The organism is Methanosphaera sp. A6, assembly GCF_001729395.1.
Classification (GTDB): domain Archaea; phylum Methanobacteriota; class Methanobacteria; order Methanobacteriales; family Methanobacteriaceae; genus Methanosphaera; species Methanosphaera stadtmanae.
This window is the reverse complement of sequence record NZ_MAIF01000159.1, coordinates 1-13,242: the sequence shown is the minus strand read 5'-3', so window position 1 is coordinate 13,242 and position 13,242 is coordinate 1. Positions and strand designations below refer to the sequence as shown.

Below are 13,242 nucleotides of genomic sequence, written 5' to 3'. Positions count from 1 at the left end.
TAAAAAAAATGTATAATTATAAATTATAGTTGAAATATATCTAAATATAATAGATTTAAAATTATATAATTATTTATAAAATAAATTTTTTTGGAGAAGTGATTTTTTGTATTCTATAACATCTAGTAAAGATTTTCAGGATTTAAGTCCGTTTATAATCATTGGAGCTGGTGGGGGTGGAGAAAAATTATCTAATTTTGATGGAGTTGAAACTGCTGGCTTTTTAGATGATTCTAAAGCAAAACAAGGAAAAGAATTTTGTGGACATATAGTAGGTTCTGATTTAAAAACCTTGGTTGAAGAATCAAATTCAAAAACAGTAGCAATAATGTTACCTATAGGAGCTGAAGGTGCTGCTTTAAAATATGCAGTTCAAGCTATAGATCTAGGACAAAATGTATTAACATCATTTAGATCATTACCTTTAGAAGAAAATCCATCCCTAATAAAATTTGCTAATCAAAAAGGTGTTCAAATAAAACAAATAAGTTCAAGATTAGATAATGTTGAAAAAGTAATAGGTACTGCACCAGAAAAAGTAACAGAAGTATTACCAAAAATAACATATCATCATAAAAAACCTGTTATATTTATAGGTGGTACATCACAAGAATGTGGAAAAAGAACCACAACACGTAACTTGGGTAAAGCAGCAAAAGAGTTAGGTCTCAATGCAAAAATATTTTCAACAGATGAAATGGGATTACAACCTCCAACTGATATTAATTTCAGAGCTGGAAGTTTATCTGTAATGGATGTTCCTTCAGCTATAATGGGAACAGTAAAATATTTTGAAGAAGAGGAAGATGCAGATATTATTTTCATTGAAGGTCAATCAAGTTTAACAGAAACTGGTAATCCACATCCTAAAGGACTTTCAGCAGCTATATTGTTTGGAGCAATGCCAGATGCTGTAGTATTATGTCACAGGGAAAACCATCCATTCAGAGAACCTGTTGGTATTTCCACAGAATTAAATGCTATTGAAGCTGTTGAACCTACAAAAGTAGTTGCTTTATCAATTAATAGAAGAAATGCTCCTGATTTATCATTAGAGAATATAGAATCAAAATTTAATTTACCTACTGTGGATATACATACAGATTCTAATGGTGGTCTTAAACGTTTGTTAAAGACTGTTTTGGATTATATAGGTGAGAAAAATGGATAATAGCCTAAGGGATATTTCAATTAATATTAAAAAAAGTTTGGATCGTGATTATAATGTTGATTCAGATATGGAACCTAACTTTGACGATGATCAAAAAATGTTAAGTGATAATTTCATTTCAGATGTGGGTGATTCATATGAATCAGATTATGAAGATATAATTGTTGATCATTCTGATGATGAAGCAGTCTTAATTGAACCAGAACAAGGTGTAAATATTGATACTATTCGTTTAGTAAAAATTAAATCCTTAAATTCATTATCAGATGAATTAGATAATGTAAATAAAACAGGTGTTCCAGCAATACTTGATTTAAAATATATTCAAGAAAGAAGAGCTTCTGAATTTAGAAAGCTATCTTCAACATTAAAAGCATTTAAAAATGCAACAAATGCAAGTGTAATCTTACTTGGAAGTACAAAAAATGTTATTGTTGTAACTCCTAAGGATATAAGGGTGTTAAGACAATAAAACTACTTTTTCTATTTTTTTATTTTTATATTTCAAAAAAAAGAAATAAATGGATATTTGAGTATAACTCTATTTTTTTTATTCAGCACCCCAACATTGGGTCATTACTATTGAAAAAATGTATAGAACTATTGCAGGTAAAAATCCCCACCAATAAAAAGCTAAGAATACTATTATAAATGATGCTATTCCCCTTAAAGGAAAACCTAAATATAATAAACCTAGTCCTGGACAGATTATTGATAAAATAAGGCCCATAAAAGTATCTTTTGGTTTAACCTCATTAGTGTTACCTCTATATGTATAACTTGGAGGGTAGTTACGTTGTCTGGCTGTTTCATAGAAGTCATAATCATATTCTCTTGTTTTTTTATGATTTTTATGAAATTCATATCCACAATTTATGCATCTATCCCATGCTTCTTCATTTTCTTCATATCCACAGTTAGGACAGATTATGTAAGTTTTTGTATACATAGTATCACCTTTTAATATATTCTTTGAAAAAATAATTAAAGAAAGAAAATTTAAAGTTTTATGTTATGAAAGTTAAGAACATTCTCACATAATACTTTGTTAATATCACTATTTTTATATCCTCTAATTTCTAATTCATGTTTTGTTTCTGGAAGAGACATAGGATTAGATGGTGCTGAACTCATATCACTATCAAGTACAAATTTATCAAATCCATATTTATCTAACATATCTACTGTTTGAGATACAGACATTTTCTCAGGTTGAACAGTAATACCAAGAGTATAATCCTTATCAATTACCATATCAACAATTGAATAATCAACATGATCAAGTTGAACTAGTTTAGGATTGATATTTTCATCAAGTAATTCAATAGTGGTTTTAGTAACTTTCTTTTTATCTGTTCTAGGTGTGTGTACAATAACATTATAATTATTTTCATCAGCAAAATGTAATTGTTTAATAAATACTTCCTTTTCAATATCGCGAATTGCATTTATACCAATTTCACCAATTGCTATAACATGTTTTTTCTTTAGATAATCTGGTAATTTTTCAATTACTTTGTTATAATCAGAGGGTATTGCTCTTGGATGAATTCCCACAGCAACATATGTTTTAACACCATGTTTTGCCACACGTTTTGGTTCATTGTATACTAATCTATTTAAATGTTCAATATTGACATTTGATTGTTTCATCTCTAATGGATCATGTGCACATGTAATTATTGCATTAACACCACCTATTTTAATATCTCTAAAGTCCTCAATAGGCCTACAATCTGCATGTACATGGGCATCTATAATCATATATAATCACCTATTCTTCAATATCTTCAAAGTTAATATGTCCTTCTACTAAGTTATTTATTATCATTGAAAGTTTTTCTATTTCCACACGTTTTTGTTTAAAGGTATCCCTATTACGTATAGTAACTTTCTTATCATCAACAGTATCATAATCTATTGTTATAGCATATGGAATACCTATTTCATCTGCTCTAGCATATCTACGACCAATAGTTCCACTTCCATCAAAAGATGTAATTATATTACTAGATCGAAGTGTTGTTTCTATATCCTCTGCAATAAGAGTTAGTGGTTGTTTATTTACAAGTGGGAGGATTGCTGCTTTAATAGGAGCAATTTTAGCAGGTAATTTAAGATATGATCTTTTTTCACCTTCTTCTGTTTCATCTTCAGTATATGAATGAAGTAATGTTGAATAGATTATACGATCAATACCATATGATGGTTCTATAACATGAGGGATAATACGATCTCCACGTATTTGTTCTTCTTTAGTTTCAAATTTAACAAAGGATTGGTCGATTTCATATTTATTTTCTCCAATACTAAAAGAAAATACTCCATCTTTGTCAAATGATTCTTTAATAATATTACTATCAGTATTTTCAAGAATTTCTTTAGCTTTTGGTGAATCTCCTTTAAATGTTGGACCAAATTTTTTCATATTAAATGAAGGTTTTGTAACAGTTACATTTTTTGGTGTATCATATTCTTTAAACACTGATAAATCCTCTTTACTATGTTTTATATGGGATTTTAAATCAAAATCTGTACGATCGGCAATACCTATTATTTCAACCCATCCATATTGATCAGTTTTTACTTCAGCATCCCAACAATCAATTGCATAATGAGCCATTTCATCAGGTAAATGTTGTCTAAATCGAATAACATCATCTTCAATTCCAAGGTCTCTTAAGAATTTATGGGCAATAACTATTTGATAAATTAACATTTCACTTGAAACAATGTTATTATCTATGGCGTCTTTTACTGTTATTTCAATAGGTTTTCCTTCATTCAATTGTTCTTTTTGATTATATAGATGTAGTACATGATTTTCTATATTTTTATAATTTTTATGTGTTTTATCAGATGGATCTACAAATATTTCAGCTTCTGCTTGTGTAAATTCTCTTAATCTAATAACTCCCTGTCTTGGTGAAAGTTCATTTCTATATGATTTACCTAACTGTACTATACCAAATGGAAGCTTATCTTTATAAAATCTACTAATTCTTTTAAATGCTATGAATATACCTTGAGCAGTTTCAGGACGCATGAAACCAGTTTGTTTTCCACTAACACCTATTTCTGTTTTAAACATTAAATTATAACTTTTTACTGGTGTAAGTTTAGCTCCACAATTTTGGCAAACTATGTTATTTTCTTCAATAATTTCTGTTAATTTTTCATCTGGAAGTCCTTCTACTTCTTTACTAATAGCATCTTCAATGATATGATCAGCACGATATACTTCATTACATTCCATACATTGTGTCATAGGATCTGTAAAGTTATCAACATGTCCTGATGCCTTCAATGTTTCTCTTGGCATTATGGTAGGTGCTTCAATTTCATAGAATCCTTCATTTGAAACATAGTATTTTCTCCATAGATTCATTATATTATTTTTAAGAACACCACCTAGTGGTCCATAATCATAAAATCCTGCTACTCCAGAATATATTTCAAAAGATGGATATAAATAACCTCTTTTTCTAGATATTCTCATTACTTCTTCATTTCCCATTATTTGCCTCCATTTATTATATCAAAATCTTCCTTGATTTTACTTACTTGTGGTCCAGTTTGTCCCATATATTTACTATCTCTATCTTCATGGCCATATGGTTTTTCTGATGGGGATGTCATAGTTTCAAACACAATTTGACATACTCTTTGACCAGGATATAATGCAACTGGCATTTTACCAATATTAGATATTTCAAGTGTAATATTACCTTCAAATCCTGGATCTATATAACCTGCCGTTACATGCATGGTAATACCTAGTCTACCCATAGAAGATCTACCTTCAACTCTAGCAACAATATCATCAGGTAATTTCACATTTTCATATGTTGTTGCTAATGTAAATTCACCGGGATGTATTATAAATGGTTTATCTTCTTCTACTGTAATTGAACTCATATATGATTCAAGATCTGTATTATCAAATGGATCTATATATGGTTTTGTTATTATTTTAAATCCCTTGAATTGGTCACCTAATCTTAAATCTACAGATGATGGTTGTATCTGTTTTTCATTAGTAATTGGATCAATTACAATACGACCTTCATCTAAATATTTTTTAATATCCTTATCACTAAGTATTGCCATGTTTTACTCCTCATGAGTTTTATTTTTGATTCGTGTATTTATACGTTTTAGTGTTCCACGTAATGTTTGTGATTCACGTCCAGCTATAAATGCTCTACCTATTATTCTTTTTACAATTATTTTCACTTGTTTTTCTTTATGTTCTGGATAATCTAATTTTGAGATAATTTCATTGGTTAGATTAGTTAATACTTTTTTATCATCATAACTTGAAATATCCATGTCATCTATTGGATAACTTTTCTTATTTTTAAATATTTCATAAAAAATAATGGCTGCAGCATGGGTTATGTTCATAATTGGATATTCATCACTTGTTGGTATAGTTACTAGAATATCACACTGTTCTATTTCTTGGTTATTAAGACCATCACCTTCTCTTCCAAAGAGTAATGCAATATTTCCATTAACATGCATAGTTTTTCCTAATTCATCTGGAGTTATTGGAATTCTTTTTATATTATAACTTCCACCAGCAGTACCAGTGGTACCTACAATAGATGTTATTTTTTTATCTTCAATAAACTCTTCAAGAGTATCATATATCATTGCATCTTGTACAAGTTCTCTAGCATGCATTGCTTGATAATATGCATCATTTTCAAGTTTACATGGATTAATTAATACTAATTTTTTTAATCCAAAATTTTTCATAGTTCTTGCAAGAAATCCTATATTTCCTGATGTTTTCGGTTCAACAAACACTGTATAAATTTTCAATTAGAATCACTACTATATATTTTGTCTTAATTTATTTAAAATAATTAACTGTAAATATTGAATAGGTCTTTTTTACATAGATTTATAAATATTATATTTTAAAAATAATAATTAATAATTCTTAATAAATCAAATTAACATATAATTCATTTTATTTTTAAATTTTATTTTTTTTATCTGAATTATCATTTTTTGAAAATATTATGAATTTATTATTTAATTTATGGAGGTTATCTAATGAATATAAATATGAATTCTATAACATTAATTATACTGGGTATCATAGCTTTATGCTGTCCTTTTTTGGTGTCTATGACATATAGTGTGTTTTCAGGTTTTGTACTTTTAATGATTGCATTACTATTGTTTATCTCAGCTATAAATATATTTAAATTTCATAGAGTTGGTGGTATTGTAGCAGTTGTACTGGCAATTATATCTTTAATTTTCAGTTTTATTGTAATGTTTAATCCAGCTTTAATATCAGCATTTATTAGCTTTTTAGTATATATTAGTGGTTGTATAATGATTATTTCTGGTATTTATTATGTATTTTTAGCTAGATTATCATACAATCCACTATTAGTGTTTGGTATTTCAAATATATTATTTGGAAGTTTATATATAATCATAGGATCATTTATATATAATCCAATAAATCTTAGTTTACTTATAGGTATATGGTTAATATGTACAGGGTTATTTTCTATAATCTTTGAAAGATAACAAGTATTATAACCACCTATTTCTTTTTTTTAAAAATCATAAAATTACATACTTCTTTAATAACTATTAATTATAAACTAATATTTATTGAATGTAATTGGGAGTTTTTTCAAGTGATGATAGTAACAACACCATATATTGAAGGAAGAGAAGTTCAAAAATATTTTGGAATAGTAAATGGTGAAGGATTAATTGGAGCTAATGTATATAAAGATATTTTTTCAGGAGTAAGGGATGTTGTTGGAGGTAGAACTTCTACTTATGAAAGAGAGCTACGAAAAACAAGAGAAATAGCTCTAGATAGTATGAAAGAAAAGGCACAACAACTAGGTGCAAATGCAATATTGAATGTTAGAATAAAATATAGTAATCTTGGTGGTACTATGGGTAACACAATTCTTGTAAGTGTAAATGGTACAGCAGTATTACTAGATTAAAATACCATTTATTTTTTTAAAAAAAAGAAAGATATGAATATAATTATTCATATGCCTTATTTAAAAGTTCCATAAGGTTAATTACTTCTGTTTTTGAATTTTTATTAGTTAATGAATCTTGTATATTAAATTCACAGAATGGACATATTGTTACAACATAATCAACATCTAACTCATCAATCATGTCTACTTTACTATCTGCTAGAGATTTAGCCAATTCTGGTTTTCCAGATTTTACTCCTCCACCAGCACCACAACATTGGTCAGGTTTTTCCATTTCAATAAATTCAACACCATTAATATTATTTAATATTTTCCTTGGTTGTTTACTAATTCCTTGTCCACGTACAAGATGACATGGATCATGATATGTTACTTTTAAATCTAATTTATTCATATCCTCAGTTTTAAGTTTATCCTGTAGGAATTCTGTTATATCCATTACATTTAGTTTTGCATCATATTCTGGATAATTATTTTTAAGTGTTGAACCACAACCTGCACATACTGTTAATACTATATCATAATCCTTGAATGTTTCATAATTCTTTTTAATTAATGATGGAATAACATCTACCTGTCCAGTTCTAAATAGTGGTGAACCACAGCAGACTTGTTGTTCAGGGATATCTACTTCATATCCAAGTTTTGAGAGAATATTAATTAAATATTCGGCAATCCATGGTAATCTATTATCTATCATACAACCTGTGAAGAAGGCAATTTTAGGTTTTTCTTCAAATGTATGTGTTTGATTATATGCTTTTATGAATCCTTCAGGATATTTACTATCTTCCATTGGTTGAACAGTTCTACCAGTATTTATTACAGATTCACGTATTTGTTTATGTGCTTCAAGAGGACCTTCTTTTCTTGCAAATGCAGTTGCCCTAAGTTTTTCAATACCTTTTCCATAGATATCAATCTCTTTAGGACATGTTTTTGAACATTGTCCACAAGAAGTACAAGAATATAAACCAGAATCAATAGCATCCTCACTTTTTGATGTGTCTTCTCTAGGATCAAATGATAAATCAGAAAATGCTCTCATAAAATAAGGTCCAATAAATTCAGTTGATTTTTTAATTACAGGACACATTGATATACAGGAATAACAATCAATACAACCACGTAATGCTTCAGTTTGAGCATATGTTTCAGGTTTTATAATTTCAGGTTCTAATAGTTTTTCATTAGATTCTGATGCCATGTAAAGATTTAAATCATTTACTTTTTTATTTAATGGACTACGGTCAACTATTAGATCCTTAATTACCTTAAAATCTAATGGTTCTAATGTATCATTATCATTAATTTCAGCTTTACATGCTAATTTTGCCTGTCCATTTATTTTAATTGCACATGAACCACATTGACCAGCTCTACATGAATATCTATATGCTATTTTAGCATCATATTTATCATTAATTTGTTGAAGAGCATCTAAAACTTTCATTTTATCTGTATGTTCAATTTCATATGATTCCATGTATTGTTTATTAGTTTCTGGATTATATCTTTTTATGTTAACAGTAATCATATACTACCCCTAATAATTACTTTATAATAATTAAAAATTATATTAATTTAATTATTTTTTCTATCTATTTTAGTTATATGTTTTTTATTATATTTTAATTTATAATATTAATTTAAAAATTTTCTTAAAAATTAACTATCTTTTTATAATTTAAAAACTCATAACTTAAATATTTTATTTAACAGATATATTATCATAATTGTAATTATTAATTATTAATATTCATATTTAATTAACTATTTTTTTACATTTATCATAGAGTTAATTTATTTATAAGGAGTAAGAACATGAATATAAAAGAATTATTAGATTCCAATAAGGATAAAAAACGTTTCATGTTGGGAAATGAGGCAGCTGTCAGAGGAGTTTTAGAATCTGGTGTTTCATTAGCAGCAACATATCCTGGAACACCATCATCTGAAATTGGAGATATATTATTTAAAGTAGCAAAAGATGCAAACATATACTTTGAATTTTCATCAAATGAAAAAGTAGCAGTAGAAGTAGCAGCTTCAGCAGCAAGTTCAGGTTTAAGAACTTTTTCTTTTATGAAACATGTAGGAGTAAATGTAGCTAGTGATTCTCTAATGACCAGTGCATATATGGGAGTAGAAGGTAGTTTCTTATTGTTAGTTGCAGATGATCCTTCAACATTCTCATCACAAAATGAACAAGATACAAGACACTTTGCAAGACAGGCAAACATACCTATATTTGAACCATCAAATCCACAGGAAATAAAGGATTTTATTCATTATGCATATGATATATCAGATAAATATAATATTCCCGTAATACTTAGAACAACAACAAGAGTATCTCATATGAGAGGAATTGTTAAAACAGACACATATACAAAAAATGAAGTAAATAAGGGATTATATGAAAATATAGGATTACATGTACCAGTACCAGAAATAGCAAGAACTATGCATAAAAATCTGATTGAAAAGATACATGATTTACGTGAAATTTCAAATAAATCACCTTTAAATCAATTATTTGATAATGGGGCAGATATTGGTATAATAACTTCGGGTGGTGCATATAATTATGTTTGTGATGTTCTAAATCAAAATAATGTTAATGTAAATATATTAAAACTTGGATTTACACATCCATTCCCTGAAGATTTGGTTAAAGAATTCTTAGAAAATAACTCAGAAGTATTGGTTGTTGAAGAAGTAGATGCTATTCATGAAATGGAAACATTAGCAGTAGCAGGAACATATGGTATTAACACTAAAATTCATGGTAAAAAAGATGGAATACTTCCTGAAATTCTAGAATATACTCCAGATATATTATTCAATGCTTTAATAAGTCTTGGACTAATAAAAAATAATACTATTGAAGTAAATAATCCAACTAAAATACCTCTTCCATCAAGACCTGCAACATTATGTTCTGGATGTCCTCATAGAGCCTCATTCTATGCAGCAAGAAGTGTTATTAACAGTTTAAATTTAGATGTGGAAAGTATTCATCCATCAGATATTGGATGTTATACATTAGGAATAGCACCACCATATAATATGGCAAATTACTTAATGTCCATGGGTGCAAGTGTAGGAGCAAGCTGTGGTTTTAGTAAAGCAACTGAAAATCAGCCAATTATAAGCTTTATTGGTGATTCAACATTTTTCCATGCAGGAATACCACCACTTATAAATGCAATTCATAATAAAATGAAATTTACGCTTGTAATACTAGATAATAGAATAACTGCAATGACTGGTGGACAAACAAATCCTGGAATACCTGTTGATGGTATGGGTGATGAAGCACCAGCAATATCTATTGAATCTCTAGTAAAATCTATTGGAGTAGGTTTTGTTAAAATTGTTAATCCATTGGATGTTAATAAAATGATTGACACATATAGGGATGCTTTAAATTATGATGGAGTTTCTGTAATAATATCAAAATATCCATGTAATCTAATAAATAAACAAGAGATTAGAGCACGTAACTATAAAATAAAAGTAGATTCTAGTAAATGTATTCATTGTAATAAATGTGTTAATCAATTAGCATGTCCAAGTATTAATGAAATAGATAATGAAATAATAATAGATCAAACATGTAATAAATGTAGTGTATGTGTTGATGTATGTCCAACAGGTGCAATTCATAAGGAGTAGATAAGAATGACATATAATATGTATATTTGTGGTATAGGTGGACAGGGAATTATTAAAACATCTATAGTAATTGGAGAAACTGCACTAAAAGAAAATATGAATGTAGTAATGAGTGAAATACATGGAATGTCTCAAAGAGGTGGAGTCGTATCAACAGAACTTAAAATAGGTGAAGATAAAAGTCCCATAATTCAAAATGGTTGTTCAGATTTATTACTAGCATTTGAACCAGTAGAAGCAATAAGAGCTCTTGAAAAAACTAGTAAAGACACATCAGTTATTGTTAATACATCACCAGTACTCCCATCCACAATAAATCAACAAGATGTGAATTATCCAAATATTGATGATATTTTATCTGAACTTGATTCAAAAGTAGCTGAAGTATATAGTTTTGATGCTAATAAAATTGCATTAAATGCAGGACATCCATTATCTATGAATATGGCAATGGTTGGAGCATCTACAGCAATATCATCATTTCCATTAGATAAAGATGATGTAATAACAACAATGAAAGATAATCTTCCACCAAAGTCTATTGATATAAATCTCAAAGCATTTGAGGATGGATATAATTGTTGTAAATAAAAAAAAAGATGAAGGAAAAAAATTATATTGAATATATTTCTTCTGGAGAAATAATATTTGCATTTCCTTCTTTTAATATTTTTAAACCTTCAGTCATATCTTCTAATTTTAATATAACTATTGCATGATATGTTTTCTGTTCAACAAAAGCATATAAATATTCTAGATTAATACTATTTTTATCTAAAATTCTAAGTATAGTATTTAGTCCTCCTGGTTCATCACTAATAGAAACAGCAAGTACTTTAGTTATTTTAACAATGTAATTTCTTTTTTCTAGTTCTTCTTTAACTTCATGAGGTTTTGTAACTATTAATCTTAATATTCCAAATTCTGAAGTATCAGCAATAGATAATGCTCTTATATTAACACCTAGATTTTCAATAATATCCAAAGTATTAAGCATTCTACCTTCCTTATTTTCTAAAAATATTGATAACTGATCAACATATATATCATCCATACTAACACATCCCTATTTATTTCTATTATCAATTACACGTACAGCTTTTCCAGAATCTACTCTGTCAATAGTTTTTGGTTCAACAAGTGTTACATTAACTCTTAGGCCTATTTCATCATGTATTGCTTGAGCTAACTTATCACGTATTCCCACCAATTCCTTTACATTATCAAAGAATATTTCTGGTGAAGCTTCTACTTTAACTTCTATTTTATCAAGAACATCTGGTCTTGTAAGTATAATCTGGTAATGTGGTTCAACACCATCAATTGATAATAATGCTTTTTCAATTTGTGATGGGAAAACACTAACTCCTTTAATTTTAAGCATATCATCTGTTCTTCCAGTAATTCTATCCATTTTAACAAGTGTTCTTCCACACCCACATTTTTCATGGTGTATCTTTGTAACATCCCTTGTACGGAATCTAATTAATGGCATACCTACTCTTGTTAGTGTTGTAAGTACTAATTCTCCCTGTGTATTTTCAGGGACTTGTTTTAATGTTCGTGGATCTATAATTTCTGGATAAAAATGATCTTCTGATAGATGAAGTCCATCTTGTTGACTACATTCCATTGCTACACCAGGACCCATTACTTCTGTTAGTCCATAGATGTTATATGCAGGTATTTGGAATTTATCCTCTATTTGTTTTCTCATTGCATCAGTCCAACTTTCTGAACCAAATCCTATAACTTTAAGATTTAAATCTGATGGTTTAATTCCCATTTCATCAAGTTCTTCAGCTATATGTAGTCCATATGAAGGTGTGAATATTAAAACACTTGTCTTGAAATCTTTCATTATTTCAATTTGTCTTAATGTTTGACCTGTAGATATAGGTACTACAGTTGCACCTACTTTCTGTCCACCATAATGAACACCAAAACCACCAGTGAATAATCCATAACCATGAGTATTTTGAATTATATCATTTTCATCAACACCCATCATTGTTAATCCCCTAGCTATAACTTCTCCCCATATATCTAAATCTTCTTTAGTATAACCAGATACTGTAGGTTTTCCTGTTGTTCCACTAGATGTGTGGATTTCAATAATATCTTTTTGTTCTACTGCAAATAAACCAAAGGGATATGATTCTCTTAAATCAGTTTTTGTAGTAAATGGTAATTTTTCAATATCTGCAAGAGTTTCTATATCTTCAGGGTATATTTCTTTCTCGGTATATCTTTTATGATAATATGGTACTTTATTATATGCTGTTGTAACAACATCTTGTAAACGTTTTAGTTGTAATTCTTCCATGTCCTCTTTAGACATACATTCAATCTTTTCATCCCATATCATGTATATAATACTTCCTTAAATTATTA

Annotated in this window: 14 protein-coding genes; 6 read left to right on the top strand and 8 right to left on the bottom strand. The window is 28.3% G+C overall.

Features of this window, described 5'->3' with window-relative positions:
• The first annotated feature begins 106 nt into the window (after positions 1-106).
• Positions 107-1,171 carry a DUF1611 domain-containing protein gene (locus A9758_RS06930; RefSeq protein ID WP_011406636.1) on the top strand — a complete coding sequence of 355 codons (1,065 nt, stop codon included), beginning with the start codon at positions 107-109 and terminating at the stop codon, positions 1,169-1,171.
• Positions 1,164-1,643: a hypothetical protein gene (locus tag A9758_RS06925; protein WP_011406635.1), complete on the top strand. Its 480-nt coding sequence runs from the start codon at positions 1,164-1,166 to the stop codon at positions 1,641-1,643. The genes A9758_RS06930 and A9758_RS06925 overlap by 8 nt, the downstream gene beginning before the upstream one ends.
• 78 nt (positions 1,644-1,721) lie before the next feature.
• Here the strand turns inward: A9758_RS06925 and A9758_RS06920 are convergent, their stop codons facing one another.
• From A9758_RS06920 to A9758_RS06900, 5 genes are read right to left on the bottom strand one after another with little or no spacing between them, the layout of a single operon-like run.
• Positions 1,722-2,120, bottom strand: a complete 399-nt coding sequence (locus A9758_RS06920) for a hypothetical protein (RefSeq protein WP_011406634.1) — start codon at positions 2,118-2,120, stop codon at positions 1,722-1,724.
• A 50-nt stretch (positions 2,121-2,170) separates the two neighbouring features.
• A complete protein-coding gene (locus tag A9758_RS06915; protein ID WP_011406633.1) occupies positions 2,171-2,935 on the bottom strand; it encodes a TatD family hydrolase in 765 nt (254 codons plus the stop codon).
• Between the two features lie 10 nt (positions 2,936-2,945).
• Positions 2,946-4,688, bottom strand: a complete 1,743-nt coding sequence (gene glyS / locus A9758_RS06910; RefSeq protein WP_011406632.1) for a glycine--tRNA ligase — start codon at positions 4,686-4,688, stop codon at positions 2,946-2,948.
• Positions 4,688-5,281 (bottom strand): dCTP deaminase, encoded by a 594-nt coding sequence (gene dcd, locus A9758_RS06905; RefSeq protein WP_011406631.1) that lies wholly within the window; start codon positions 5,279-5,281, stop codon positions 4,688-4,690. Before dcd ends, glyS begins: the two co-directional genes overlap by 1 nt.
• 3 nt (positions 5,282-5,284) lie before the next feature.
• The gene (locus A9758_RS06900) at positions 5,285-6,001 is read right to left on the bottom strand and encodes a TrmJ/YjtD family RNA methyltransferase (RefSeq protein WP_011406630.1); all 717 of its coding nucleotides are present in this window, start codon (positions 5,999-6,001) and stop codon (positions 5,285-5,287) included.
• Positions 6,002-6,238: 237 nt separating this feature from the next.
• On the opposite strand from A9758_RS06900, the gene A9758_RS06895 reads away from it, so the two are divergent.
• Entirely contained in the window at positions 6,239-6,727 is a 489-nt protein-coding gene (locus A9758_RS06895; protein WP_011406629.1) for a DUF308 domain-containing protein, read from the top strand.
• Positions 6,728-6,843: 116 nt separating this feature from the next.
• On the top strand, positions 6,844-7,164 hold the full coding sequence (locus tag A9758_RS06890; protein WP_172617525.1) for a YbjQ family protein: 321 nt from the start codon (positions 6,844-6,846) through the stop codon (positions 7,162-7,164).
• A 43-nt stretch (positions 7,165-7,207) separates the two neighbouring features.
• Here A9758_RS06890 and tfrB read toward each other — a convergent pair whose 3' ends face one another.
• On the bottom strand, positions 7,208-8,704 hold the full coding sequence (gene tfrB, locus A9758_RS06885; protein WP_011406627.1) for a fumarate reductase (CoM/CoB) subunit TfrB: 1,497 nt from the start codon (positions 8,702-8,704) through the stop codon (positions 7,208-7,210).
• Positions 8,705-8,991: 287 nt separating this feature from the next.
• Between tfrB and iorA the strand changes: the two genes are divergently transcribed.
• On the top strand, positions 8,992-10,848 hold the full coding sequence (gene iorA, locus A9758_RS06880; protein WP_011406626.1) for an indolepyruvate ferredoxin oxidoreductase subunit alpha: 1,857 nt from the start codon (positions 8,992-8,994) through the stop codon (positions 10,846-10,848).
• 6 nt (positions 10,849-10,854) lie between these two features.
• The gene (locus tag A9758_RS06875) at positions 10,855-11,439 is read left to right on the top strand and encodes an indolepyruvate oxidoreductase subunit beta (RefSeq protein WP_011406625.1); all 585 of its coding nucleotides are present in this window, start codon (positions 10,855-10,857) and stop codon (positions 11,437-11,439) included.
• A gap of 22 nt (positions 11,440-11,461) precedes the next feature.
• Here A9758_RS06875 and A9758_RS06870 read toward each other — a convergent pair whose 3' ends face one another.
• Both A9758_RS06870 and A9758_RS06865 read right to left on the bottom strand, forming a co-directional pair.
• Positions 11,462-11,902, bottom strand: a complete 441-nt coding sequence (locus tag A9758_RS06870) for an amino acid-binding protein (protein ID WP_011406624.1) — start codon at positions 11,900-11,902, stop codon at positions 11,462-11,464.
• Positions 11,903-11,914: 12 nt separating this feature from the next.
• Positions 11,915-13,216, bottom strand: a complete 1,302-nt coding sequence (locus A9758_RS06865) for a phenylacetate--CoA ligase family protein (protein ID WP_011406623.1) — start codon at positions 13,214-13,216, stop codon at positions 11,915-11,917.
• Between the last annotated feature and the right edge of the window lie 26 nt (positions 13,217-13,242).